Genomic DNA, 24935 nt, shown 5'->3' on the forward strand with positions numbered 1-24935 from the left:
GCCCGAGCGTGCCGACCGCGGCGACCGCGCCGAGCGCGCCCGCGCCGATGCCGGTCGCGGTGACCGCCGTGACGACCGCGGCGAACGCGGCGAACGCGGCGAACGCGTGGAGCGCGTGGAACGACGCCCCCGCGACAGCAACCGGTCGATGGCCTCGTACCGGATCGAGGTCGGCAAGCGCCACAAGGTGGAGCCCCGGCAGATCGTCGGAGCGCTCGCCAACGAGGGTGGCCTGAGCCGCGAGGACTTCGGTCACATCCAGATCAACCCCGAGTATTCGCTCGTCGAACTGCCCGCCGACCTTCCCAGCGACGTTCTGGCCCGCTTGGACAACACCCGCATCAGCGGCAAGCTGATCGAGATCCGCGCCGACGGCGGCCCGGTGCGCCGTGAGGACCGGGCCGAACGCCCGCCGCGCCGGCCTCGCGACTAGTCGCGACGCTGATAACGACGTGAGGGGCTCGGAGTAGCCGGCTCAGCCCGCGAGGCCGCTGTTGGCCACTTCGAACTCCTCCACGTCGATGATCTGCATGGCCTGCTCCGCGCTGCTGTCGGCGCGGACGGCACTCGCTGCCTCCCGGCTCGCCGCGAGGGCATACGTCGTCTCCCACAGGGTGATCGACAGGGCCTTGCCCTCCTCCAGGCTGGTTAGAAAGTAGACCCCGCGGCATCCGGGGATTGCCAGCACCCGCGCAACGGTCTCCTCGGTGTGGTCCACGACGGTTTCCGGCCCTGTCCGATAGGTGCTGACTCGAGCGAACATGACTTCTCTCCTTCTGGCGACGGCTTCTCACGAGTACTGACACCAGTAAGGACCGAAGGTCGTCCTCGCACAATGCGGCTATGACACAACCCGGATTCGAGGAACACTGGGCGTAGGCCCGAGGGCAGGACGCATTCTCGGATCTCACGGCGGGAGATGAGCATGCGATCTGTGGTGAAGGGTGGTGCGCTGGTCGTCGCGGCAACGACGTTCCTGACCGGGTGCACGGCGCAGGCAGCCACGGATGCGCCGGACGGCCTGACCTGGGCCGAGCGCTGGTCCGAGACCTGGAACGGCTTCTTCGACAGTTGGCTGGCACCGCTCGCGTCGCCGGGGTGGGCAATGCTCATGCTGGCCGCGCTTGCCCTCGTCCTCGCCCGGCTGCTCGCGTTCATCCCGATCATGTGGAGGGGCAGGACCAGCCAGACAACCGTGAATCGATTCAAAGGGTGGGGACTCGCACTGATCCTGACCGGAGCCGTGGCGGTGGTCTCGTGGGCGGGCGGCGCCGGGGCCCGCTGGCTGTTGGCCGCTGCCGGGACCCTTGCGGTCGTCGCCGGCACGGCCGCCTTCTCCCGCGGGCTGGCCACCGACCGCCGGATCTCCGTTCAGGTCCGCGACGACACCGGCAAACCCGTCGAGTCGCGCACGAGGAATGTCATGGTCCTGTTGACCGGGCTCGGCGGGAGCAAACCCGAAGGATTGCACTTCGCGATCGGGAGCGACGTCGAGGTCCTCTCCGATGCGTCGCTCTCGGGCGTGCTGCCGGGCAAGGTGCTGGCCGTGCTGCAGGCCGTTTCGACCTTCGTCTTCGGCACCGCTCCCTGGCGTCTGTGGGTGGATGCCACGAGCCAGGACAATCTCGCCGTGAGCCTGACCCGCCACGGCCGGCAGGTTGACGCCACGGCCATCAACCGTGACGAGCTGAGATTGACCGAGGTCGATGGGGGCGGCGACGTCGACCTGGACAAGTTCGTGGCGGCATTCGCGCTGACGGCCCTCACCGAGGGCTACACGGATCTTGAGGGGCTCGCCGGCGCATCATCCTGGCGTGCGCTCGGACTGCACTACGTCGCGTCCACCGATTTCTACGACGACGACCGTGCCGCGAGTGCTCTCCGGCTCCTGAGCAGCGCCGTCAACCTCGACCCGAACAGCCACGCCGCGAGGCTCCTGCTTCAGTTCAGACAGCACCGCTCCGCAACGGAGTTCGAGGAGCTCCGGCGCTACGCCGACTGGCTCAGCAATGAAGCGGACCATCTGGAGGCGAAGCACCAGCCCGCGCACAGGTCGCCGTGGTGGTCGCGGACCCCCGCATTCCCCGTTCCCACCGAGACGGATCCCGTGGCCGCGGATTTTGCGATGCACTACCGACGGGTGCTCCTGAACTATGTGATCACCGTGGAGAACCTCGCGTCGATCCCGGATCAAGGGTCCGACCCGAGTACCACTCCGCAGGTGAGCCACGCGAGGGAGCGGGCTCTGCAACTGGTGCGCCTGATCGATGGCAGCAGAGGCGCGGAGGGCAGTCGGGGGCCAGAACTCACCCTGCTGGAACAGAACATGCGACTGGTGGCCGCCACCGGCTACGTCGCCCTGGGCGGGTCACAGGACCTCGCCGAGATCAATGGCCGGATCAAGGAAGCCGGCATGTCTGCCTCGCCCTGGGTGCGCTACGACCTGGCGTGCATGCTCTACGCCCAAAGCCGGGAGCAGACGAACGAGAAATGGAAGGAAGAGTTGCGGAATCTCGCCCTCGAGCACCTCGAGTACGCGATGATCGCCGAGCGACCGCGCAACTTCGTCTGGAAGGACCCGATGCTGGTCGAGCTGCACCCCGATCCCCGGTTCCAGAAGCTGGCGCGCATACCCCGCACCGACTTCTGGGATCTGGACCCGCTCGCGCCCTACCGGGAGAAGTTCGCCGACCTCGGCATCAGCAGCCCGCTTCATCTGTCGACTTTCGTGGGAACCAGGGCGGAGCTCAGCGACCATCTCGGGGCCAGCCGGCTGCACACGGCGCTTCTGCTGGACATCTCCGAACTCGCGAACCGCACGGAAACCCTCTCGCTCCTGCCGTGGGCGGGGCCTCTGCACAGCACGTACAAAGTGGAACTCGTATCCGCACTCCTCAAGGAGGGCATTGTCAGCGCCGCGGAACTCGGAAAGCTGGGCGAGCAGGAGCGGGACCTGCTGATCGCGAAGGTATTCCGCTCACTGGACCAGGGGTTCCCCTACGAGACGTTCGACTTCCTGATTGTCGCCGCCTGGGTGGATTCCCTGGTGCCGTGAGCCGGTGCCGTGACCCGGTGCCACTAGGCGGACTGGGTTCGCGTCGTCAGTGAGGCAATCACGCCGCCGTCGACGAGCAGGTCGGTTCCGGTGATGAAGGTGGAGTCCGGACCGGTCAGGAAGGCGACGGCCGCGGCAATGTCAGCCGGCGTTCCGATCCGGCCGGTCGCGCTGCCCGCGATCATGCCCCGCATCTGTTCACCATTGGGACCCGCGAGCTCCTGGGCGCCCATGGGTGTCGAGATGATCCCCGGGCTGATCGAGTTCACGCGGGCACCCCGCTCGCCCCAGGCCACCGACGCCGCGCACACCCGCACCGCGTTCGCCCGCTTCGAGAGGGAGTACGCGGCACCGGAGTCGGTGATCCCGCTCACTTCCAGCTCGGCCAGCCGGAGCAACTCTGCCGTGGGCGTCATCGCCAGCTTCACCTCCAGCTCCGGGGTGAGCCGGGCCAGATGGCCCGCCATCGAGGCGATGAAGACCCCGGAACCACCGGGCGCGATCACCGCGCCGAAGGCGTCCAGGACGAGGGCGGTGCCGAGCAGGTCCACCGTCAGGATCGCGTCGACGGAGGCCTGAACGGGTGAGAGTCCGGCGGTGTGGATGACGGTGCTCACCGGGCCCAGGGCCGCGGCATCCGTCGCCAGCCTGTGCACCGACTTCGCCTGCGCGACGTCGACGAGGTGTACCACGACGTCGAAGCCCTCGCCGCGAAGTCTGTCGGCCGCCGCCTGCAGCGCGACCTCGTCGAAGTCGGCAAGCACAACCGTGGCACCGAGACCCGTGCGGCGAACCGCCGCCAGCCCCATCCCGCCGGTGCCGATACAGACAACGATTCGCTTCTGAACGCTCATGGGAACCGGACCTCCAGGGCCTCATCATCACGGGACGCGCCGTCCCGTGCCTCTTCGCGTCCACCGTGGTCCAGGTCCAGCGGGAAATCAACTCCGGGAAGCCAGTCCAGGCCCTCACGTTTGCGCCGATGAGTGCGAGTATTGCGGATTCCACCGAATCCCCTCAAGCTCTGGGCATGGCCCTCCACCTCGACCGACAGGCAGAAATCGTTCGGATTCTCTCCCGCAACGGCTTTCACCTGCTCGCCGCGCGGTCGGGGCTGGCCCGGCGGATCCTGAAACCGGGATTCCTCGACGCTTTCACGCCGGACGGACCGCCCCACGACGAAGCCTTCGAATCACCGGAGATCATCCGTCGCACCCTGCAGGAACTCGGCCCGACCTTCATCAAGCTCGGCCAGATCCTGTCGACCCGGCCAGACCTCGTGCACCCGGACCTCGCGACCCAGCTGGCGAAGCTTCAGGACCAGGACCCGCCGATGCCGATAGACCAGACCCGGCGCCTCATCGCCCGGGAGCTGGGCACCCCGATCGACGAGGCGTTCTTGTCCTTCGACGAGGAGGTCGTCGGAAGCGGGTCCCTCGCCCAGGCCCACGGCGCGGTGCTGCCCGACGGGTCACGGGTGGTCGTGAAAATCCAGCGCGAGGGGATCGTCCACACGATCAACGCCGACCTGGAGATCCTGCAGAACGTCGTGCGCGAGCTGGCGAGACAGTCGCCGTCCATCAATGAACTCGGGGTGGCGGGTTTCTTCGAGGAGTTCAGCCGGCAGCTGAGGGGGGAGCTCGATTTCGAAGCCGAGGGACGCAACGCCGAGCGAATCCAGGCGAACTTCGCGCAAAGCCCCGGGCTGCACATTCCGCGCATCGACTGGTCGCGCACCACCACCCGGATGCTCACCGAGGAGCGCCTGTCGGGCGTCAAGATCACCGATGTGGACGCGCTGGACCTGCTCGGCGTCGATCGCAGCGCGCTGGCCGATCGGGCCACGACGGTGATCCTCGACATGGTGCTGCGCGACGGGTTCTTCCACGCCGATCCCCATCCCGGCAACATGCTCGTTCAGCCGGACGGGGTGATCGGTCTGCTCGACTACGGCATGGTGGGGTCGCTGACCGACAACATCCGTAATCAATTGATCGACGTGGTGATCGCGCTGTCCCTGCAGCATTCCGACCGGCTCGCCGCGATGCTGCTCCGGCTGGCCCCGCCGCCAGGCCGCATCGATCGCACGGATTTCGCCGAGGCGCTGGCGCGGATCATCGACCGGTACACCGGGCTGACGCTCAAGGAACTGCCCGCGGGCGAGCTGATCACGGCAGTCATGGACCTGATGCGCCGGTACCACCTGCAGGTTCCGCCCGCGGTGGCGATGGTGTCGAAGATGCTCGTGATGTGCGAGGGCACGGGACTGGTGCTCGACCCGGAGTTCAGCATCAGCACCGCACTCAAGCCCTACGCACTCGACCTCCTGCAGCGCAGACTGCAGCCGTCGTACCTCGGGGGGAGGCTCCTGACCGGCTTTCTGGACGTGGCCGACCTGGGGCTCCCCCTGCCCGCACGCCTGACCCGGATCCTGGACCGCTACGAGCAGGAGGGCATGGGCATCAGCATCGACCCGGAACAGGCCGAACCCTACGTGCGCCGGGTGGAAGACATCAGCGAGCGCCTGGTGGCCGGGATGCTGCTGGCGTCGCTGATCAATGCGATCGGCGTGCTGGGCTCCACCGACAATCGATGGCTGTCCCGGGTTCGCGGCCCGCTGCTGGTGATCGGCTCGGTTGCGGCAGCGGGCCTGGTGGCATTCATCGCCATCAACACCAGGCTGGCCCTGGTGCGGCTGGAGCGGATAAGGTGACACCGCGTGTTTGTTCCGCCCCCGGGCAGACCCCGTACAGGTCTCCGTCACCTGCCGGAAACCTGGGCGGACTTGTCTGATCTGCGGGTCGGGCACCAGCCCCCCCCCCCNGAGGAGGACACGATGAAGTTCACGAAAATCGGTGTGACCACGGCGGTGGGCCTGGGACTGGGTCTGGCCGTGCTCACCACAGCCTCGCTTCCCGCGACGGCGACGCCGGACTCGGGCACCGCCGGAGTCGCAGCCAACTCCGCGTTCGGCGTCCAGAACAATGTGCTCGCTGCCGGCCTCGAGCAGAGCCCCGTTGCCTACGGCCAGCTTCCACTGGCAAACCCGCACGGCGGAGTGTCCCACTACGGGTACAACACGGCCAACGGCGGACCGCTGACTCAGGACGCGAAAGAGGCGTTCAAGACCGAGCCGGACAAGAACGTCTACCTCGTCTTCGGCGCAAAGCACTACCTGTTCCAGGGCCACGAAGGCGGACCGCAGGGCTACGTCACCCGCATCGATCTCGACGAAAAGGACCTGACCAAGAGGGTCACCCTGATCGCGGACACCCGTTCGGACGGGGCCGCCGTTCCCACCTTCGACGGCATCACCTGGGATCCGTTCACACACCAGCTCCTCTTGGCCGCCGAAGCCACGGCGCCCAAGGGCGGCGTCTTCGGCATCACCCTCGATGACAAGGGCGACCCGGTCGACGGCAAGATCGTGCCGCTCCCGGCGCTCGGCTCCGGCGGCTATGAGGGCATTCAGAACGACTCCGCCGGCAACGTGTGGCTGGTTGAGGACATCGGCGGCGCCAAGAAGGCCGGCGGCAAGGTCCCCAACAGCTACGTCTACCGCTTCACCCCGACGAAGGCGGGCGACCTGTCCACCGGCACCCTGCAGGCCCTGCAGGTGAACCGTGCCGACGGCTCCCCCGTCACGGCCAAGCAGCTCGCGGACAACCCGTCCGACCAGTTCGTCACCGACCTGCACAGCTACGGTGCGTCATTCAACACGACGTGGGTCACGGTCACCACCGGGGCCAACAACAGCGCGACCGCTGCCGCCGCGGCCGCCGGCGCCACCCCGTTCAAACGTCCCGAGAACGGCGTCTTCCGCCCCGGAACGAATTTCGGCGAGTTCTACTTCACCGAGACCGGCGACACCGACAAGGGCAGCACCCTCCCGGGCGCCTTCGGCGGCGTGTTCCGCCTGAGCCAGTCGTCTCCGACGGCGCAGACCGGCAAGCTGTCCCCCGCGTTCCTCGGCGACCTGGAGCACACGGGCCTGGACAACATCCAGTTCGCGAGCAAGGACAAGCTGATGGTGGTCGAGGATGCCGGCGACTCCCTGCACGCCCAGCGCGACGCCCTCGACTCCGGCTACCTTCTGGACCTCGCCGGGAAGGGCAAGAAGGCTCCGGAGGCCGTGCGCTGGCTGGCCGAGGGCCGCGACGCCTCCGCGACCTACGACCACAACACCAGCCCCGGCTACAACGACGGCGACAACGAGATCACGGGCATCCACGTTTCCAACGGTGACCCGACGGCCGCCGGAATCCTCGGCGCCCAGACCCCGCAGATGATGGGCGGCGACTGGCGCACGTTCTGGACCCAGCAGCACGGCGACAACGTGACGTGGGAGCTGCACACCGCGGCCGCCGCGGACTCGCACGGCGACGACCGGCACGACGGCAAGAACGACCGGGACTAGCCCGCAACCCGTTCCGCACCACGAGAGATGCCCCGGTTGCCGCCAGCAACCGGGGCATCTCTCGTGTGTGAGAGCGAACCCGCGGTTCGTGGCGCACCCTGTGACCGGCGGCGCATGGTCTAACGGGCGCCCGCGTCCCCAGGGTGGGCCGCGAGTGGGAGCCTGCCGAGGACTGCGGCACGATCAGGCACCCGCTCAGGCGCTGACGTCCTCGGCGAGCAGCGTATCGATCTGCCCCAGTGCCTGCCGCATGCCCTCTTCCATGCCCATCTCGGTCATCTTCTGCAGCTGGTCCAGGCTCTCGAACGTGGACACCATGGTCATTCGGGTGCGCCCTCCGGCTTCGTCCAGGGTCACCACCGCCCGCACCGAGCCCATCTGGGCGACCGGATCGCCGTTCTCGTCGGCGAACCCGTCCTCGAACTCCAACCGGTGCGGCGGCTCAATCAGCGTGGTCACCCACCAGCCGGCCCCCTTCTCGCCCTCCGGGCCGGTCATGAAGTAATTCGACCGGCCGCCGGGCACGAAGTCGTGCCGCTCGAAGGTGGCCGGCCAGGTCGGCGGGCCCCACCACCGCTCGAGCTGGCGAGGGTCCTGCCAGAGGCGCCACACCCGCTGCACGCTCGCGTCGAAATCGGCCACGAATGTGAGGGTGAGCGCCTCGGTGTCGGTTTGTGAACTAACGACGGTCATGATTTCTCTCCTTCTCGATCCTGTTCATTTCCTGGTTCATTGGGGTCTTCCCGCAGGATGTCGCTAATGCTCTGGGCGCGAAACCGCCACACTTCCTCGTAGTGCTCGAGCAGGCGGGCCGCCCGGCGCACGGTCTCGAGGTTTCCGTGCACGATCTGCTCCCTTCCCCGGCGTTCCTTGACGACGAGGGACGCGCGTTCCAGCACCGCCACGTGCTTCTGCACCGCGGCGAAGCTCATGGCGTAGCTCGCGGCGAGCGCCGTCACCGACTGCTCGCGCTGCGCGACGCGCACCACGATGTCCCGGCGGGTCGCATCGGCGAGCGCCTGGAAGATGCGATCCACTTCGTCGTCCTGCATGTTTTGTGCAACCATTTGGTTGTACTTTAGACCTCCTGGGCACCGAGGCGCAAGCATTATTTCCGATCCATAGATACCCCACGGGTATAGGGGTGGTGTCGACGCAACAGCACCGTTACTGAAAATGTGGGGTCTGAAATGGCACATGTCGTCGTCCTGGGAGCCGGGGTATCCGGCCACACCGCAGCGCTCTATCTGAAGAAGCGTCTCGGCAAGCGCCACGAGGTCGTCGTGGTGTCGCCCAATTCGAAGTGGAACTGGATCCCCTCCAACATCTGGGTCGGGGTCGGCAGGATGAGCCCGTCCAGGGTCGTCTTCCCGCTGGCCCCGATCTACCGGCGCAAGGGCATCGGCTTCCGGCAGGCGAAGGCGGTGACGCTCTACCCGGAGGGCGATGCGGAAAGCCCCCGCGGCGCCGTCGACGTGGTCTACACCGACCCCGCGCGCGTGGGCCGGACGGAGCGCATCCGTTATGACTACCTGGTGAACGCCACCGGGCCGAAACTCAATTTCGAGGCCACGCCCGGTCTGGGCCCGGATGCCGGGAACACCGTGTCGGTGTGCACTCCGAGCCATGCGGTGGATGCCGCCGCCCGGCTCGCGGAGGTCATCGCCACACTCAGGGCGGGCACCCCTCAGACGCTCGTCGTGGGCGTCGGACACGGTACCTGCACCTGCGAGGGCGCCGCCTTCGAGTACGCCTTCAACGTGGAGCAGGAGCTGCGGAACGCCGGGGTTCGCGACCTGGCCCAGGTGATCTACCTCACCAACGAGCACGAACTCGGCGACGTCGGCGTGGGCGGCATGACCTTCTCCACTGGGGGCCGGCGCGTCACCAGCGAGGCGTGGATGGAGTCGCTCTTCCGGGAACGCACGATGAAGGCGATCACCCAGGCCGCCGTCACCGGGATCGAGCCGGGACTGATCCACTACACCCAGATCGACGGATCAGAGAACACTCAGTCGTTCGATTTTGCGATGCTCCTGCCCCCGTTCCGCGGGGTCGAGCTAACGGCCTTCGACCGAGACGGCGTCGAGATCACCGACAAGGTCTTCGCCCCCAGCGGGTTCATGCGCGTCGACGCGAACTACGAGGCCAAGCCCTACGAGCAGTGGACGGCGCAGGACTGGCCGAGAACCTACCAGACGCCCTCGTACCGGAACGTGTTCGGCGTCGGGATCGCCTTCGCCCCGCCGCATGCCATCTCCCGCCCCTACGCCACACCGGGCGACGTCGCCATCGCGCCTTCTCCCCCGCGCACCGGCATGCCGTCGGGCGCGATGGGCAAGATCGTCGCCCTGACGATCGCGGACATGATCCTCACCGGAGCGACGGAGCCCACCCACCACGGGTCAATGGGAGAGATGGCGGCTGCCTGCATCGCCTCCACCGGCACCGGGATCCTCTCCGGCACCGCGGCGGCCATGTCGATGTCCCCGATCGTGCCCGACCACGCCCGCCACCCGAACACGGGCGGACGGGATCCGAAGGAGACAACCGGCGACATCGGTCTCGCCGCCCACTGGGTCAAGCGAGTGCTGCACACCATGTTCATCTACAAGGCCAAGGCGTACCCGCTCTGGTATCTGATCCCCGAAATAACCGAGACCCGGCTCCAGGAGAACCCCATGGACAACGCACAGCATCGAATCGACACCGCCCCGCTGCCCGACGCGAGGGAGTTGCGTCGGCGCAGCAACCTCTTCGTTCAGTTCGTCCGGTTCCTCAGGCTGAACTTCACGATGTTCATGCCGGCCAAGCGGCATCACTAGTCGAGTGAGTCGTCACGGACGTGGCCGATGAGGATGCGCGGAGGACGTTCTGAGGCGTGACGCCTCAGAGCACGTCCGTCCCTGACGAATTCGACGGAGATTTTGCCCGGATCGGCCCAGAACACTCCAAAAAGGGGGTTTTAGGCGAAAATCTCCGTCGAATTGGTTCGCGAGGGGGGTGGGAGCGGGGTGGTCAGGTCGGCGGGCGCAGCCAGCGGAGGTTCTCGGCGTCGCCGAGCAGTTCCAGCCGGCGCCACAACACGCTTCCGGGCACGGCCTGGCTGGCGTGAGCCTGGATCGCGGCGTGCTGCCTCTCCCGGTCGACGCTGATCCGCAGATCGATCTCGGCGTCGGGGTGCCCCGTGAAGGCGGCTCCGTATTCCCGGTTCAGGTCCAGCGCCACGCTGCCCGGAAGGGTCCAGCCCAGGACCGGGAGGTTCAGGGTCTCTGCCGCGGCCAGGGCGACCGCCGTGGCCGCAACGTGGTCGGGGTGACCGGTCACGCCGGAGTCGTCGAAGACCAGAAGCCCGTCGGGACGCGCGGATTCGGCCGCGGCGACCACCTCCGCCGCCAGAGTGTCCAGATTCACGGCGTCGAGCGCACCGTCCGCGTAGTCGCGGAGCGTGGTCCGCTGCACGCCCAGGGCCGACGCCGCGGCATCCAGCTCGGCCTTGCGCACCTGGGCGAGGTCCCCGGGGACTCCGTGCAGCGTGGACGCCTCCCCCTGGGTGAAGCAGAGCAGGTCGACTCCGGCTCCGGCACCGGAGAAGGCGTTGAGGATCGCGCCCAGCCCGAATGACTCGTCATCGGGGTGCGCGACGACCACGAGCACGGAGGACCAGGTGGGGAGAGAGCTGGCAGTGGGATGCGGCATGGTCTCGACAGTACCGCCCACCCTGGCCCAGTGCGTCAGTCAGTGCGTGAGGGGCACGACCGTCGGGAAGCCCAGGGCCGCCCACTCGAGCATGCCGCCGGCCATCGTATACGCGTCGAACCCCACCTGGGACAGCTGATCGGCCGCGCTGGCACTCCGGCGGCCGCTGCGGCAGACCACGATGACCGGCCTGGCCCTGTCCAACTCGCCGTGGCGTTCGGGAACGGTACTGAGCGGGATGTGGATGGCGCCGTCGATCATGCCGTCGGCGAGCTCCGCCGTTTCCCGAACGTCGACGATCTGGGCGTCGGCGAGTGGGGTGTCGGCCAGCCGGGCGAAGACCTGCTGCGGGGTGATTTCCATCATGGGTGCCTTTCGGGTGAAGGGGCGGAGCGGAATCTCCACCACAGGGTCGCGGAGAGCCAGGCCAGCGCGAAGGCGCCGATCAGGATCACGCCGAAGAATTCAAGGTCGACCGCCGCGAACAGGTCCGCGGTTCCGCCGCCGATTCCGAGGTCCGCGAGCATGGACATCAGGCCCATCCCGCCGACGAAAAAGGCGACGAACACGGACACGCCGGTCACGATCAGGTTGTAGTACACCTTCCGCAGCGGGTCGACGGATGCCCACTGGTAGACGTGGTTCATCAGGATTCCGTCCGCGCTGTCGAACAGGGTCATCCCGGCCATGAACACGACCGGGAGGACCACGGCCGCATACCAGGGCAGCTCCGGCGTGAGGGCGCCGGCGAAGACGAACAGGCTGACGGATGCCGCCGTGTCCAGGCCGAGGCCGAAAAGCACCCCGATCGGGAACATCTTCCAGGGGGCATCCACGAGCCGTGACATCGGTCGGAGCAGCCGGTTGACCAGGCCGCGGTTGTCCAGGTGCCTGTCGAGTTCGCTCGGCACGAACCGCCCGGCGCGGATGTCCCGCAGCACCTGTCGCAGACCTTTCAGGGAAGACAGGTTGAGGGCCCCCATCAGGATGAGGAACCCGCCGGAGACGGCGGCGCCCCACACGCCGGTGACCTGGCGGAGCGCGGAACCCTCGTCCGCGAGGCTGCCGGCGAAGGCGTTGATGCCGACGACCAGCAGCACCACGGAGACCAGGACGACGGTGGAGTGCCCCAGCGCGAACCAGAACCCCACCGAGACGGGACGGCGCCCGGCGGCGACCAGCCGGCGGGTGGTGTTGTCGATCGCGACGATGTGGTCGGCGTCGAAGGCGTGCCGAACCCCCAGCAGGTAGGCGCTGACCGCCAGCCCGAGCAGGACGGCGGTGTTGCCGCCGGACCGCGCCAGGTGCGGCAGCACCAACAGGAACAGGGTGCCCCAGCCGATGACGTGGAGGGCCAGAACGGCCGCCCCCATGCCGAGGAGGCTTCGCTTCTCGGCCGGGAGGGCGGCCGTTCGGAGCACCGTCACGGGATCAGGCGGCCTGCGCGGCCATCGTGACTCCGGCAGCCTCGGCGTCGCCGAAGTTCGCGTCGACGTGGACGACGTCCCGTCCGGCGCGCTGCAACAGGCTGGCAGCGACGCCAGCCCGGTAGCCGGAACCGCAGTGCACCCAGACCTTGCCCGCGGGGATCTCGTCCATCCGGGACAGGATCTCGTGCAGGGGAACATTAACGGCGCCGAGCAGGTGGGACGCGGCGAACTCGTCGATTCGACGCGTGTCCAGGAGCACGTCTTCGGCCGCACGGCCCTGCAGCATCCCGTCCCAGCCCACGCGGTCGTAGGAGGCGAGCGGGGCGTCCGGGGCCAGGGCGTGCGGGTCGGTGCCGATGGCGGCATCCGGGGAATCGATGCCGATCCTGGACAGGTCACGGATCGCGTCTTCGACGTCGGCGTGGGCGCCGACGAGGGTGAGCTGCTCGTTCCAGGGCAGAACCCAGCCGAGATAGGTGGTGAAGTTGGATCCGTTGCCGTATTCGAAGCTCACGGCGCCCTGCAGGTGGTTGCTGGAGAACGCGACCCGGTTGCGCAGGTCGATCACCCATTCCCCGTCGGCGAGCCGGCGGGTGAGTTCGGCGGCGTCCAGGGACTCGGGCACCTGCAGGTTCGCCGGGCCCGGACCCTGGGTGTTGGCGGGCGCCATGTGCGCGTAGTACGACGGGTAGGCGGTGAGGTTGGCGATGAGGTCGCGCACGAAGTGCTCCTCATCGGCATCGGTCAGGGCGTGGTTGGCCGTGAGCTGTTCTCCGATGGTGGAGGAGCCTGCGCCGGTCGCCGGGCCGCTGGAGCAGAACGAGCCGAACCCGTGGGTCGGGAAGAGGGCGGCGTCATGCTCGGCCTCGTGCACGAGCTTGCGCACCGAGGCGTACTGGTCGTGGGTGAGTCCGACCGTGTCGGTGGCCGCGACCAGGTCGGTGCGCCCGACGGATCCGAACAGCAGGCTGCCGCCGGAGAACACGGCCTCGGTGGTGCCGTCGCTGACGATGTAGGAGACGTGCGTGTGGGTGTGACCCGGGGTGGCGACAACGGTGACCGTCAGGTTTCCGACCGCGATGACCTGGCCGTCCGTCACGGGCTCCCGCTCGAACTTCACCGGGTCGGCGGCGTTGACCAGGTACTTCGCATCGTGCGAGCGAGCCAGCTCGAAACCCCCGGTCACGTAGTCGTTGTGCAAGTGAGTCTCGGCGACGTGGGTGATGCTGACTCCGGCTTCACGGGCCGCGTTCTCCACGCGGTCGGTGTCCCGCTGGGGGTCGATGACCAGCGCGACAGCGCCGTCATGGACCAGATAGCTGCGGTCCCCCAACTGCGGGGTTTCGATAACGATGACGTCCATGGTTCGAAGTCCTCCAGGTCTGAATGCGGATCGGGTTTCAGGCCAACATACCCCCCGGGGTATCTGGAAGCAAGTCCTTGCACAAAATACCCCAGGGGGTATATTCTGGATGCATGGCAACCATTGACATCACCGAGAAGACGTTCGACGAGACCATCACGACCAACAGCATTGTGCTGGTGGATTTCTGGGCCGGCTGGTGCGGCCCGTGCCGCATGTTCGCGCCCACCTTCACCGCGGCATCCGAGAAGCACCCGGACATCGCCTTCGCCAAGGTCGACACCGAGGCAGAGCAGAGCCTGGCCGCCGCCGCCGGCATCCGCTCGATTCCAACCCTGATGGCCTTCCGTGACAAGGTGCTCGTGTTCTCCCAGCCCGGCGCGCTGAATGCGTCTTCCCTGGACGAGCTCATCGCGGGTGTGCGGAACCTGGACATGGACGAGGTGCGCACCACCATCGCCGCCCAGCAGGCCGCCGCCCAGGCCCAACCGGCCTCCGCCTAACCGGCAGTCTCGGCAGCCGACCGCCGTGAGCGCCCGCAATACCCCCGCGACGGAACGAGTACCGATGCTGGGAACAGTCGCGCTCGGCCTGCGGCAGAACCTGCCCCAATTCATGCTGCTGGTGGCCGTCAACGCCCTCGTCGGCGGCACCCTCGGCCAGGAACGCACGGTCCTGCCGCTCCTGGCGGACCAGGTCTTCCACCTCGACCGCTACACGAGCGCGCTGACCTACATCGTCGCGTTCGGCCTGGCCAAGGCCGGCACCAACTACTTCGCCGGCACCCTCTCCGACCGGTTCGGGCGCAAGCCCGTGCTCGTCGCCGGCTGGTTGATTGCGCTGCCCGTGCCGTTGCTGCTGATCTTCGGCCCGACCTGGGGCTGGATCGTGGCCGCCAACGTCATCCTCGGCATCAGCCAGGGACTGACCTGGTCCACCACGGTGATGATGAAGATGGACCTCGTCGGCCCGAACCGGCGAGGCCTGGCCATGGGGTTCAACGAGGCGGCCGGCTACCTGGGCCTGGCCAGCACGGCCCTGGCCACCGGGTACATCGCCGCCGAGTACGGGCTGCGTCCCGGCCCCTTCCTGCTCGGCGCCGTCTACATCGCCCTGGGCACCGGGCTCTCGGTGGTCTTCGTGCGCGAAACACACCAGCACGCGAAAGCGGAGGCGGCCGGCCATGTGTCCGTGCACGCCCATGCCGGCGGCGACCTGAGCAACCGGCAGGTGTTCACCCTCACCAGTTTCCGGGACCGGTCGCTGTCCTCGGTCAGCCAGGCCGGCCTGGTCAACAATCTCAACGACGGCTTGGCCTGGGGGTTGTTCCCGATCCTGTTCGCCGCAGGCGGCCTGAGCATCGCGCGCATCGGCATCCTGGCGGCCGTCTACCCGGCCGTCTGGGGAGCCGGCCAGCTCATCACCGGCGGCCTGTCCGACCGGATCGGCCGCAAGTGGTTGATCGTCGGCGGGATGATCGTGCAGGCACTCGCCCTCGGCCTGGTCGCCGGCGGCCACAGCTTCGAGATCTGGCTGGTCGCCGCCGTGCTGCTCGGCGCCGGAACGGCCATGGTCTACCCGACCCTGCTGGCCGCGATCGGGGACGTCGCCCACCCGGAGTGGCGAGCCCGATCCGTGGGCATCTACCGCCTGTGGCGTGACGGCGGATTCGCCGTGGGCGCGCTGCTCTCCGGCCTGCTGGCCGACGCCTTCGGAATCCCCGCCGCGGTCGCCGTCGTCGCGGTCCTCACCGCCGCCTCTGGGCTGATCGTCGCCGTCCGAATGCGCGGCAGCGACCACGTCCCACGGACCGCCTGAATAGGTGACCGTATACCCCATGGGGTATCTTGGTTTTAACGAGTTCAACGAACAGGAGAAACATATGTGCCGAGCGGTTACGTGCAAGAAGTGCGGGAAAACGACATGGGCGGGGTGCGGTCAGCACGTCGACCAGGTGATGCGCGGCGTCCCCGGCGCCGAGCGGTGCCGCGGACACGAGAATGACGCCCCGACCAAGGGCTTCTTCGCCCGGCTGTTCTCCGGCAGCTGATCAGTTCAAAGAAAGACAGAAGTCGCCCCTGAGTATCCTCAGGGGCGATTTTTTTGATTGCCCTGTCGCCGACCCCGGGCAACACTGGGGAACGCGGTCTGTTGCTCTTCACTTCCGACAAGGAGGCCGGTTATGGGCAAGAAGAAGAAGAAAAATTCCGACCGCAGGACGGGGCGAAGCTCCGCCGCAAGCAGTACGAGGCAGAACTGGCCCCGCTGCAGGGCGAGTTGGTCGCCATGCAGGAGTGGGTGAAATCCACCGGGGCCAAGATCTGCATCGTCTTCGAGGGACGCGACACGGCCGGCAAGGGCGGCACGATCAAGCGCATCGTCGAGCGGGTCAGCCCCCGGGTGTTCCGGGTGGTGGCGCTCCCCACCCCGACCGAGCGGGAAAAGTCCCAGATGCACATCCAGCGCTACATGGAGCACTTCCCGGCCGCGGGCGAGGTGGTCATCTTCGACCGCAGCTGGTACAACCGCGCGGGCGTCGAGCCCGTGATGGGCTTCTGCACGCCGGAACAGACCGAGCATTTCCTGAGCATGACGCCGCTGGTCGAGAAGGCGATGGAAGACTCCGGGATCATCCTGCTCACGTACTGGCTGGAGGTCAGCGCGGACGAGCAGACCCGGCGACTCGAGAGCCGCATCAACGATCCCCGCAAGACCTGGAAACTCTCGCCGATGGACCTCAAGTCCTACGGCCGCTGGTACGACTACTCGCGCGCCAGGGACGCCATGTTCGAGGCGACCGACACCGCCTGGGCGCCCTGGTACGTCGCACACACCGACGACAAGAAGCGCGGCCGGCCCAATATTATCAGCCACCTGCTCAGCCAGGTGCCGTACGAACCGTTCCCCGGGCTCGACGTCGAGCTGCCGAAACGGCAGAAGGCCGGCCACTACCGCGAACCGACACTGATGATGCGGCAGATCCCAACCCCGTACTGAGCGATGCCCCGCGTTGGACAGCGGTGCCCGAAGAAGTCACTGCTGGGAGAAAACACGGGGGAACAGGTGATCAGGAGAAGCTCATGAAGCACAGTTACGAAGTCCCCGCAGGGCCCGCGGCTGCCGCCTCGGCGGCGAGCTGGTACGCACTCACACCCGAGGAGGTGGCGAGCCGGCTGGGGGTGGACCCGGCCACGGGGCTGAGCGCCGACACGGCCCGGCAGCGGATGCAGGAGAAGGGCCCGAACGCGCTGGTCGCCGCCAAGCCGGAGCCGGTCTGGAAGCGGTTCTTCAAGCACTATCGCGACTACATGCAGATCGTGCTCGTCGCCGCCGTGCTGGTCAGCCTGCTGATCAATGAGTACGGGACCGCTGTGGGGCTGGCCGTGCTGACGCTGTTCAACGCCTGGCTGGGATACCACCAGGAGGGCAAGGCTGAAGCGGCCGCGGCCTCCCTGGGGAAGATGATGAAGTCGGTGGCCAAGGTGCGCCGCGACGGCGACATCGCCGAGATCCCCGCCGACCAGATCGTGCCGGGCGACATCGTGGTCGTCGATGCGGGCGACCGCGTGCCCGCCGACGGCCGCGTGATCCTGGCGGCGACCCTGCAGGTGGAGGAAGGCGCCCTGACCGGCGAGAGCGTGGCGGTCGAGAAGAACACCGAGGCCATCGGGCGTTCCGACGTGCCGCTCGGCGACCGCCTCAACATGGCGTTCATGAACACCAACGTGACCCGCGGCCACGGTGAAATCCTCGTCACCACGACGGGCATGGGCTCAGAGGTCGGCCACATCGCCAACATGCTGGCCAGCCAGAAGGTGGAGAAGAGCCCGCTCACCAGGCAGGTGGACCGGCTCACCATCTTCATCATCATCGCGGCACTCTTCGCCTTCGTGGCGATCGTGGTGATGGGCCTGATCCAGGGCGAATCCTTCACGGTGCTCTTCGGCATCGGCGTGGCCCTGGCCGTCGGCTCCATCCCCGACGCGCTGCCTGCCGTCGTGACGACGATCCTGTCCGTGGGCTCGGTCAACATGGCCCGGAAGAACGCCATCATGAAGGTCCTGCCCGCGGCCCCGACGCTGGGCTCCACGTCGGCCATCAACTCCGACAAGGCCGGAACCCTGACACTGAACCAGATGACGGCGCGAGAGATCACAACCGTGCAGCACCACTACACCGTGAGTGGGGAGGGCTACAGCTTCGACGGTCAGGTGCAGCGCACGACCGGCGACGCCGAGCGCAACCTGGACTACGTGATGTTCTCGTGCGCACTGTGCAACGACTCCGACATCTAGGACGGCCAGGTGGTCGGTGACCCCACCGAGGGTGCCCTGTACGTGCTCGCCCAGAAGGGCGGCATGGACGTGCGGGAGTTCCGCCGGAGTCATCCGCGCGTGGCGTCGGTGCCGTTCGACTCCGACTACAAGTTCATGGCCACCTTCCACCTGATGACCGGGGCCGACGGCCGGCCGGTGATCCGGGCCTATGTGAAGGGCGCCCCCGACGTGCTCCTCTCCCGGTCTTCGTCGGGACGGATGCCGGGCGGCCGAGCGGAACCCCTCAGCGCGGAGACGCGCAAGAAGGTGCTGGCCGAGAACGACCGGATCGCGGCCAGGGTCGACGGGTGCTCGCCCTGGCCCAGCGCGAGTTCGACCCGTCGACGTTCGACCCGGCCGGCGGCCTGATGGCGTTGATGCAGGATCTGGAACTGTCGGCGCTGATCGGCGAGGTCGACCCGCCGCGCGCCGAGGCGGTGGCCGCGATCGCCACGGCGAAGCGGGCCGGCATCCGGGTGCGGATGATCACCGGCGACCAAGCCGTCACCGCGGCCGCGATTGCGGCGGAGCTGGGCATCGAGGGCCGCGCGGTGACCGGTGCGGAGTTCGCAGCCATGAGCGACGCGGAGGCCGACAGCCAGGTGGACGAGATCGGCGTGATCGCCCGGGTAGCCCCGGAGCACAAGGTCAGGCTCGTGCAGGTGCTCAAACGCAAGGGCCACATCGTCGCGATGACCGGCGACGGCGTGAACGACGCGCCGGCCATCGCTGCGACCGACATCGGGATCGCGATGGGCATCACGGGCACCGACGTCGCCAAGCAAGCGGCCAAGATGATCCTGGCCGACGACAACTTCGCCACCATCGTGGCCGCGGTCGAGCAGGGCCGGCTGGTCTATGACAACCTGCAGAAGTTCATTCGCGTCCAGGTTGCCAACCTGTTCATGTTCATCCTGGCGTTCCTCGGCTCGTCGGCCTTCGCCATCGCGGGGACGGCGCTGCTCGACCCGGCCCAGGTGCTCTGGATCCACATGGCGATCGTCGCACCCATCGGCGCCGTGATGGGCCTGGACCTGTCGACGCCGGGCATCATGGACCGAAGGCCCCGGCCGTTCAACGAACCGATCATCGTGCGCGCGATGATGATCCGGCTGCTCCTGGTGGGGCTGTTCATGGCCGCCGCGACGCTGGTCCTCGTGCAGATCGGCAAGACCAGCTATGACTCGCTCGAGGTCGAACAGACCATGGCCATCGTCGGCCTCGGGTTGATGAACATCAGCGTCGCGCTCAACCTGCGCTACCCCACCGAGAGCGCCTTCGGGCCGTCCACGTTGTCCAACTCGAGACTGCTCTGGGCCTTCGCCCGGGCCGTCATCGGCTCGATGCTGATCACGCAGATCCGGCTGCTGCAGGACGTGTTCGGCACCGTTCCCCTCACCGGCGCCCAGTGGGCGATCTGCCTGGTGCCGGCCGTGGCACTGCTGCTGCTCGGCGAGCTGGGCAAGTTCTTCATCCGGGCCCGGACCCGGACCCGATACGCCGAGCCGGCCACGGCCCAGGTGGCTCTGCCCGTGGCCGCCGACCGGGTGGACTTGTAGTCAGAACAGACCGCGGCGTTCAGGGGCGCGGAGGCCGCGCCCCGGTCGTGTCGGCGGGATCGCGCTGTCGTCGGCTGGCGAACAGAATCGGGATCCCGATGAGTTCCACGAGGCCGCCGATCACCAGCGAGGTCCCGTATCCCCAGAGGTCGGCGGAGCGACCGAGGCCCGGCTGGATGAATACCCCACCGAAGCTTCCGAACAGCGAGTCGAAGGACAGCACGGTCGCGCGCTGCTTCGACGGGATCATGTCGTTGAGGTAACCCTGCCGCACCGGTGCGGCGACGGCGACCACGAACCCCCAGACCGCCAGGAATACGACCGCGAGGGAGAACAGACTGTTCAGGCCGAGCACGACGAGCGCGGCGACGCTGGTGAGGGAAGCCCCGATCACCATGGTGGTGCGCCGGGCGAACAGGCCGCGGATCCGGGGCGCAAGAATGCCGCCGGCCACCTGCGCCACGGAGAGGATCGCAGCGGCCAGCCCGGCGATGGAATACGCCGACGGGTCGCCGTAGAGGTCGAGCAGGTAGGGCTGCAGCGCATAGAAGGCATAGATCCCGACTCCGGAGGCGAACGGCGCGGACAGAATCACGTAGCGCACGGAGCGCTTCCCGAGCCCGTGCTCGATCGACTGGGTCAGCACGTTCCGGGTCGCCTTGAGCGGACCCGTCCCGCGATCAGGGGTGAAACCGAGGTCCTTCATCACGACGGACGCGAACAGGAACATCAGGATCAGCACCCCGGCGCGCAGCAGGAACGGAACCCCGAGATCGGTCGCCTGCGCGATCACGCCGCCGAGCACCGAGCCGGCGAACATCGCGATGCCCGTCACTGCGAGCCCGCGGCCGAACACGGCCTCCCAGCTGCCGGTGTACCCGGTCCACGTCAGCGCGTCGAACAGCCAGGCGTCCACCGCGCCGGAAAAGAAGGTGAAGCCGAGCCCCAGCAACACGGACACGACCGCCCACCAGACGAACGAAGCATGCCAGAGCCACAGCATCCAGTACAGCCCGGTGGTGACGGACAGGGTGACCGTCCCGAGCAGATAGGAGACCTTCCTCCCCGCCGTATCGGCGACCACCCCGGTCGGGATCTCGAAAATCACCATGCCCACGGTGAAGAACGCGTTCGCGGCGAAGGCTTCGAAGTTCGACAGCCCCGCGTCGAGCAGGAACAGGGTGTTGATGCCCCAGATGAACGACGCCGCCAGCGTGTTGCCGAGCAGCAGGACCAGGTAGATTCGCTGCACCCGCAGCGCCGCGGGGTTCACACCCCACGACCCATCGGCACGCTCCAGCCCGTCACACCTGCAATCATCGACCCGGTCGGCGTGGATGGCTACGCCTCGGAAGCCACGAAGAGCGGATGATCGCGGCCGGACGGCGACGATGACCGGCGGTCACGTCGCCGCCCGAGCGGCGCCCCGGGTAACCCCCGGCGTTACTTCAGGATGCGGATGAGCTTCTTGTTGGCGAACTCCGCGATGCCGAAGCGGCCCAGTTCCCGTCCGAAGCCGGACCGCTTCACTCCGCCGAAGGGAAGTTCCGGACCGTCGAGGAGCGAGCCGTTGATGAAGACCATCCCGGCGTCGATCTGATCGGCGATGCGCAGGGCCTGCTCCGGATCCGTCGTGAAGAGGTAGGACCCCAGGCCGTAGGGGATGTCGTTGGCCACCTGCACGGCCTCGGCCTCGTCCTGCACGCGGTAGACGGCCGCGACCGGGCCGAAGAACTCTTCCCGGTAGGCGTCGCTCTGCGGGGAGACTCCGGTGAGTACCGTGGGCGAGAAGAAGGCGCCGTCGCGGCGCCCGCGGGCGTGAACGGTGGCGCCCTGGGTCTCGGCGCGCTGGAGCTGCTCCTCGAGGCCCTCGGCGGCACCGAGGGACGAGAGCGGGCCCAGCGTCGTGTCCGGAGACAGGGGGTCTGCAGGGATCTTGCCGGTCATCTTCGCCGTGAAGCTCTCCACGAAGGCGTCGTACAGGCCGTCGATCACGATGAACCGCTTGGCCGCGTTGCAGGACTGGCCGGAGTTGTCCATGCGAGCCTCGACGGCGGCGTCGACGGCTTCCTCGAGGTCGTCCGTGCTGAGCAGAATGAACGGGTCGGATCCGCCGAGTTCGAGCACGACCTTCTTGAGGTTGCGGCCTGCGACCTCGGCGACGGCGGCTCCCGCCCCCTCAGAACCGGTCAGGGACACGCCGCAGACGCGGGGATCCGGGATGATGATGTCGGCGATCTGGGCGCTGGACGCGTAGAGGTTGCGGTACGCGCCCTCCGGGAAGCCGGCATCCGTGAATATCTGCTCGATGGCGGCGGCCGATTCGGGGCACTGCGAGGCGTGCTTGAGCAGGATCGTGTTGCCGAGCACCAGGTTCGGGCCGGCGAAGCGGGCGACCTGGTAGTAGGGGAAGTTCCACGGCATGATCCCGAGGAGCACGCCGAGGGAGGCGTTGCGGATGAAGGCGGAGCCTTCCCCGCCGAGGAGCTCGATCGGTTCGTCGGCGAGGAACGCCTCGCCGTGGGTCGCGTAGTAGGAGTAGATGTCGGCGGAGAAGTCGACCTCGCCGAGCGCCTGCTCGACGGGCTTGCCCATCTCGCGCACGATGAGTTCGGCGAGGTGCTCGCGGCGCTCGGTGTGCAAGTCGGCGACGCGCTGCATCAGGGCGGCACGCTCGGCCACCGACGTGCGGCGGGAGAAGTCGCTGTGGGCACGGTCCGCGGTGCCGACGGCGTCGGTCACCTCCGTGTCCGTTGCCAGGGCAAAGCTGGTTCCGCTGGCCCCGGTGGCGGGGTTCGTGACTACGTATTTGTTCATGTTTTCTCCACAGGTTTCTTCGCTGACGCCGATTGAGAATGGGCCCGTTGCTGCCGGAGCAGGCCGGGTTCGTGTCGTTACAGTCTGCCGCAATCAGAGCTTTTAGGGAGCATTTGCGCCGACCGATCTCGGGCCCGCCGGCTCTCACACCCGGCCCCGGCGCTCAACGGAGGTTGTAGTACTCCCGGTGCACGTTCGCCGCCCTGACGCCTGACCGCTGCAGGCCCTTCTGGAAGGCGTTCACCATCACCTCGGGCCCGCAGATGAACGCTGACAGTTCCCGGGGCGGGCACTCGGCCGCCCCGAGGACGCCCGCCAGGCTCAGCCGCGGCTCGGTTGAGGTGTCGATCAGGTGCAGGTGGATGGAATCGTGGCGGGCCGCCAGCTCGCGGATCTCCGCGCCGTACGGTGCGGGCCCTCGGGAACTGAAGTAGAGGTCGACGCGGGTGGGCAGAGTGCCGGGTGTGGCGTCCCGGAGCCAGCTGAGGATCGGCGCGACGCCGATGCCGCCGGCGATCCACACCTGCCGCTCGGTGCCCCGACGGTAGTCGAAGTGACCGTGCGGGCTGTTGATCACCGCCGGCATGCCCGGGGCGACCAGGTTCGCGATGTCGGAGGTGAAGTCCCCGAGCGCCCCGACCGCGACCCGCACGTTGGCGTCCGCGGGTGCGCTGGCGATGCTGAACGGATGCCGGTGCCAGCCGTCCCTGGCCTCGAGGTGCAGGATGGCGAACTGGCCGGCCCGGTACTCGAAGCGTCGGCCCAGCGGCTTCAGCGCAATCTCGACCAGCTTGTCGGAGATCGGCTGCACGGACTCCACCTGGTAGTCGTAGGTGCGGGCGAAGCGACGGGCGAGCAGTTCCCGGTAGAGGTAGAAGGCCAGCCCCGTGCCGCCGATGACGAGGTAGGTCCACCGGAGCACGGCCGAGCCGAACATGCTTCCGTCGAGCAGGCCGTGCACGAAGCCGAAGGCGACGAACACCCCGGTGAAGCGGTGGACGAAGCGCCAGAGGGCGTAACTGCGGAACGGGATGCCGGCCAGGCGCACCACTCTCGAGCCCGTCACTCTGGGGAGACTCCCCAGCACCTGCAGCCGCAGCCGTTTCGGCACGAACGAGAGCCAGCGCGGCGCGATCGCCCAGACGGTGAGCAGGGCGAGGCCGATGAGCCCGATCTGGCCGAGCTTCGGGCCGATGTCCGTTGCCTGCACGTCCGCGGTCACCAGGGCGTGCAGGGAGATCGCGACCATCCCGGCGATGTTGACCCTGCGGTGCCACAGCGCGGCGTGGTCGATCCCGTTGAACCATTGCTCGACCGAGCGGAGGGTGCTGATCAGAACCAGGCCGATGGAGAGCAGGAGCACGCCCTCGGCGCCGAGGAATTCCCCGAGAAGCTGGGGAAGACCTTCGCCGGCCGGCCGGAACACGACCCACAGCACGGCGAGGGCGCCCACGAGCGCGGCGATGCTGAGCGGCCCGATCAGCTTGGCGTCGAGCCAGGCCCTGCGATAGTGCGGTCTCTGCGGGGCAAGCTCGGTATCCGGGGTCATCGGCATACGTTACCCCGGAGCAGAGCACTTCTCCCCCGATTTCCGTTCAGCCGTCGGGTTCGACGACCCGGTCGCGGTCCCACGGCGTCGCCCAGCGGAGCTCTTCGAACATGCGCGAGAGGACGATGGCGGTGAACCCCCAAACCAGTTTGCCGTCGACGGTGAACGCCGGGGCGCGGTAGCTGCGGTTGCCGTAGGTGTGCGTCGTGCTCACCCGGTTGGCCGGGTCGAGCAGGTCCGCCACGGGCATCCGGAACACGTCGACGGTTTCGTCGTGGTCGATCGCGGCCACCTGGGACGGGCGCGTCCACCACGCCGGCACGGGCGTGACGAGATGGTTGCTCACGGGCACCGCCAGCGCCGGAAGGGTGCCGAGCGGTTCGAGCCCGTGCGGGTCGAGTCCCGTCTCCTCGACGGCCTCCCGCAGCGCCGCCGCGATCGGGCCGGCGTCGGCGGCCTCGAGTCGGCCGCCCGGGAAGGCGATCTGCCCCGGGTGACTCCCGAGGGTGGCCGCCCGCCGCAGCAGGAGCACATCCAGATCTCGTCCGACGTGCCCGTTCCCCTGCCCCGGCGTCCGCGCCGGCCCACTGGCGGGCGCACTCGCGGGCGCGGAGTCGAGAACACCGAACAGCACGAGCACGGCGGCGTGGCGGGCGCGGGACGAGTCCGGCAGCACCCGCGACAGGTCGGTGCGCCAGTCGAGACCGCGCTCGCAGAGCGCCGCCAGCTC

The 24935-nt window shown here is 68.0% G+C and carries 23 protein-coding genes; 11 read left to right on the forward strand and 12 right to left on the reverse strand.

What is annotated here, in order from left to right; all coding sequences use genetic code 11:
• Positions 1–433: DbpA RNA binding domain-containing protein (locus E3T37_RS14580; protein WP_174844104.1), on the forward strand; the 433-nt coding region annotated here is incomplete at its 5' end.
• Between the two features lie 42 nt (positions 434–475).
• Here the strand turns inward: E3T37_RS14580 and E3T37_RS14585 are convergent.
• Positions 476–763 carry a hypothetical protein gene (locus tag E3T37_RS14585; protein ID WP_134368002.1) on the reverse strand — a complete coding sequence of 96 codons (288 nt, stop codon included), beginning with the start codon at positions 761–763 and terminating at the stop codon, positions 476–478.
• Positions 764–919: 156 nt separating this feature from the next.
• Between E3T37_RS14585 and E3T37_RS14590 the strand changes: the two genes are divergently transcribed.
• Positions 920–3055, forward strand: a complete 2136-nt coding sequence (locus tag E3T37_RS14590; protein WP_134368003.1) for a hypothetical protein — start codon at positions 920–922, stop codon at positions 3053–3055.
• 23 nt (positions 3056–3078) lie between these two features.
• Here E3T37_RS14590 and E3T37_RS14595 read toward each other — a convergent pair whose 3' ends face one another.
• Positions 3079–3909 carry an SDR family oxidoreductase gene (locus E3T37_RS14595; protein ID WP_134368004.1) on the reverse strand — a complete coding sequence of 277 codons (831 nt, stop codon included), beginning with the start codon at positions 3907–3909 and terminating at the stop codon, positions 3079–3081.
• A gap of 176 nt (positions 3910–4085) precedes the next feature.
• Here E3T37_RS14595 and E3T37_RS14600 point away from each other — a divergent pair, with 176 nt between their 5' ends.
• Positions 4086–5768, forward strand: coding sequence for an AarF/ABC1/UbiB kinase family protein (locus E3T37_RS14600; protein WP_160141008.1), 1683 nt, complete (start codon positions 4086–4088; stop codon positions 5766–5768).
• Positions 5769–5891: 123 nt separating this feature from the next.
• Positions 5892–7472 (forward strand): alkaline phosphatase PhoX, encoded by a 1581-nt coding sequence (locus E3T37_RS14605; RefSeq protein ID WP_134368006.1) that lies wholly within the window; start codon positions 5892–5894, stop codon positions 7470–7472.
• 195 nt (positions 7473–7667) lie between these two features.
• Here E3T37_RS14605 and E3T37_RS14610 read toward each other — a convergent pair whose 3' ends face one another.
• On the reverse strand, positions 7668–8165 hold the full coding sequence (locus E3T37_RS14610) for an SRPBCC domain-containing protein (RefSeq protein WP_134368007.1): 498 nt from the start codon (positions 8163–8165) through the stop codon (positions 7668–7670).
• A complete protein-coding gene (locus E3T37_RS14615; RefSeq protein ID WP_134368008.1) occupies positions 8162–8539 on the reverse strand; it encodes a helix-turn-helix transcriptional regulator in 378 nt (125 codons plus the stop codon). The genes E3T37_RS14610 and E3T37_RS14615 overlap by 4 nt, the downstream gene beginning before the upstream one ends.
• 123 nt (positions 8540–8662) lie before the next feature.
• On the opposite strand from E3T37_RS14615, the gene E3T37_RS14620 reads away from it, so the two are divergent.
• Positions 8663–10297: an NAD(P)/FAD-dependent oxidoreductase gene (locus E3T37_RS14620; RefSeq protein ID WP_134368009.1), complete on the forward strand. Its 1635-nt coding sequence runs from the start codon at positions 8663–8665 to the stop codon at positions 10295–10297.
• Between the two features lie 193 nt (positions 10298–10490).
• Here the strand turns inward: E3T37_RS14620 and E3T37_RS14625 are convergent, their stop codons facing one another.
• From E3T37_RS14625 to E3T37_RS14640, 4 genes are read right to left on the reverse strand one after another with little or no spacing between them, the layout of a single operon-like run.
• On the reverse strand, positions 10491–11171 hold the full coding sequence (locus tag E3T37_RS14625; RefSeq protein WP_134368010.1) for a PIG-L deacetylase family protein: 681 nt from the start codon (positions 11169–11171) through the stop codon (positions 10491–10493).
• Positions 11172–11210: 39 nt separating this feature from the next.
• A complete protein-coding gene (locus E3T37_RS14630) occupies positions 11211–11534 on the reverse strand; it encodes a rhodanese-like domain-containing protein (RefSeq protein ID WP_134368011.1) in 324 nt (107 codons plus the stop codon).
• Positions 11534–12598 carry a HoxN/HupN/NixA family nickel/cobalt transporter gene (locus tag E3T37_RS14635; RefSeq protein ID WP_198416051.1) on the reverse strand — a complete coding sequence of 355 codons (1065 nt, stop codon included), beginning with the start codon at positions 12596–12598 and terminating at the stop codon, positions 11534–11536. The genes E3T37_RS14630 and E3T37_RS14635 overlap by 1 nt, the downstream gene beginning before the upstream one ends.
• A gap of 4 nt (positions 12599–12602) precedes the next feature.
• Positions 12603–13964 (reverse strand): rhodanese-like domain-containing protein, encoded by a 1362-nt coding sequence (locus tag E3T37_RS14640; RefSeq protein ID WP_134368012.1) that lies wholly within the window; start codon positions 13962–13964, stop codon positions 12603–12605.
• Positions 13965–14077: 113 nt separating this feature from the next.
• On the opposite strand from E3T37_RS14640, the gene trxA reads away from it, so the two are divergent.
• The 6 genes from trxA to E3T37_RS17455 all read left to right on the forward strand — a co-directional run bounded on the left by trxA (position 14078) and on the right by E3T37_RS17455 (position 19839).
• Positions 14078–14467 carry a thioredoxin gene (trxA, locus tag E3T37_RS14645; RefSeq protein ID WP_134368013.1) on the forward strand — a complete coding sequence of 130 codons (390 nt, stop codon included), beginning with the start codon at positions 14078–14080 and terminating at the stop codon, positions 14465–14467.
• A 64-nt stretch (positions 14468–14531) separates the two neighbouring features.
• Positions 14532–15782 (forward strand): MFS transporter, encoded by a 1251-nt coding sequence (locus E3T37_RS14650; protein WP_166787161.1) that lies wholly within the window; start codon positions 14532–14534, stop codon positions 15780–15782.
• 333 nt (positions 15783–16115) lie between these two features.
• Positions 16116–16961 carry a polyphosphate kinase 2 gene (gene ppk2, locus E3T37_RS14660; protein WP_198416052.1) on the forward strand — a complete coding sequence of 282 codons (846 nt, stop codon included), beginning with the start codon at positions 16116–16118 and terminating at the stop codon, positions 16959–16961.
• Positions 16962–17044: 83 nt separating this feature from the next.
• On the forward strand, positions 17045–18259 hold the full coding sequence (locus E3T37_RS17445) for an HAD-IC family P-type ATPase (RefSeq protein WP_241975754.1): 1215 nt from the start codon (positions 17045–17047) through the stop codon (positions 18257–18259).
• A gap of 9 nt (positions 18260–18268) precedes the next feature.
• Complete coding sequence (locus E3T37_RS17450) at positions 18269–18649, forward strand: hypothetical protein (RefSeq protein ID WP_241975753.1); 381 nt, start codon at positions 18269–18271, stop codon at positions 18647–18649.
• A complete protein-coding gene (locus tag E3T37_RS17455; RefSeq protein WP_241975752.1) occupies positions 18589–19839 on the forward strand; it encodes an HAD-IC family P-type ATPase in 1251 nt (416 codons plus the stop codon). Before E3T37_RS17450 ends, E3T37_RS17455 begins: the two co-directional genes overlap by 61 nt.
• A gap of 19 nt (positions 19840–19858) precedes the next feature.
• Here E3T37_RS17455 and E3T37_RS14670 read toward each other — a convergent pair whose 3' ends face one another.
• The 4 genes from E3T37_RS14670 to E3T37_RS14685 form a co-directional block, all read right to left on the reverse strand.
• Entirely contained in the window at positions 19859–21112 is a 1254-nt protein-coding gene (locus tag E3T37_RS14670) for an MFS transporter (protein WP_134368015.1), read from the reverse strand.
• Positions 21113–21282: 170 nt separating this feature from the next.
• On the reverse strand, positions 21283–22656 hold the full coding sequence (locus tag E3T37_RS14675) for an NAD-dependent succinate-semialdehyde dehydrogenase (RefSeq protein ID WP_134368016.1): 1374 nt from the start codon (positions 22654–22656) through the stop codon (positions 21283–21285).
• A gap of 163 nt (positions 22657–22819) precedes the next feature.
• Positions 22820–24205 carry a hypothetical protein gene (locus tag E3T37_RS14680; protein ID WP_160141111.1) on the reverse strand — a complete coding sequence of 462 codons (1386 nt, stop codon included), beginning with the start codon at positions 24203–24205 and terminating at the stop codon, positions 22820–22822.
• Between the two features lie 46 nt (positions 24206–24251).
• On the reverse strand, positions 24252–24932 hold the full coding sequence (locus E3T37_RS14685; protein WP_134368098.1) for a CoA pyrophosphatase: 681 nt from the start codon (positions 24930–24932) through the stop codon (positions 24252–24254).
• Positions 24933–24935: the final 3 nt, after the last annotated feature.

It is taken from the genome of Cryobacterium sp. TMT2-10, from assembly GCF_004403075.1.
In the GTDB taxonomy this organism is placed as follows: domain Bacteria; phylum Actinomycetota; class Actinomycetes; order Actinomycetales; family Microbacteriaceae; genus Cryobacterium; species Cryobacterium shii.

What these genes read in the sequence shown, in the direction of transcription:
- E3T37_RS14585 (WP_134368002.1), bottom strand. Translation starts at nt 763, where the DNA reads ATGTTCGCTCGAGTCAGCACCTATCGGACAGGGCCGGAAACCGTCGTG.
- E3T37_RS14590 (WP_134368003.1), top strand. Translation starts at nt 920, where the DNA reads ATGAGCATGCGATCTGTGGTGAAGGGTGGTGCGCTGGTCGTCGCGGCA.
- E3T37_RS14595 (WP_134368004.1), bottom strand. Translation starts at nt 3,909, where the DNA reads ATGAGCGTTCAGAAGCGAATCGTTGTCTGTATCGGCACCGGCGGGATG.
- E3T37_RS14600 (WP_160141008.1), top strand. Translation starts at nt 4,086, where the DNA reads ATGGCCCTCCACCTCGACCGACAGGCAGAAATCGTTCGGATTCTCTCC.
- E3T37_RS14605 (WP_134368006.1), top strand. Translation starts at nt 5,892, where the DNA reads ATGAAGTTCACGAAAATCGGTGTGACCACGGCGGTGGGCCTGGGACTG.
- E3T37_RS14610 (WP_134368007.1), bottom strand. Translation starts at nt 8,165, where the DNA reads ATGACCGTCGTTAGTTCACAAACCGACACCGAGGCGCTCACCCTCACA.
- E3T37_RS14615 (WP_134368008.1), bottom strand. Translation starts at nt 8,539, where the DNA reads ATGGTTGCACAAAACATGCAGGACGACGAAGTGGATCGCATCTTCCAG.
- E3T37_RS14620 (WP_134368009.1), top strand. Translation starts at nt 8,663, where the DNA reads ATGGCACATGTCGTCGTCCTGGGAGCCGGGGTATCCGGCCACACCGCA.
- E3T37_RS14625 (WP_134368010.1), bottom strand. Translation starts at nt 11,171, where the DNA reads ATGCCGCATCCCACTGCCAGCTCTCTCCCCACCTGGTCCTCCGTGCTC.
- E3T37_RS14630 (WP_134368011.1), bottom strand. Translation starts at nt 11,534, where the DNA reads ATGGAAATCACCCCGCAGCAGGTCTTCGCCCGGCTGGCCGACACCCCA.
- E3T37_RS14640 (WP_134368012.1), bottom strand. Translation starts at nt 13,964, where the DNA reads ATGGACGTCATCGTTATCGAAACCCCGCAGTTGGGGGACCGCAGCTAT.
- trxA (WP_134368013.1), top strand. Translation starts at nt 14,078, where the DNA reads ATGGCAACCATTGACATCACCGAGAAGACGTTCGACGAGACCATCACG.
- E3T37_RS14650 (WP_166787161.1), top strand. Translation starts at nt 14,532, where the DNA reads ATGCTGGGAACAGTCGCGCTCGGCCTGCGGCAGAACCTGCCCCAATTC.
- E3T37_RS17445 (WP_241975754.1), top strand. Translation starts at nt 17,045, where the DNA reads ATGAAGCACAGTTACGAAGTCCCCGCAGGGCCCGCGGCTGCCGCCTCG.
- E3T37_RS14675 (WP_134368016.1), bottom strand. Translation starts at nt 22,656, where the DNA reads ATGAACAAATACGTAGTCACGAACCCCGCCACCGGGGCCAGCGGAACC.
- E3T37_RS14680 (WP_160141111.1), bottom strand. Translation starts at nt 24,205, where the DNA reads ATGACCCCGGATACCGAGCTTGCCCCGCAGAGACCGCACTATCGCAGG.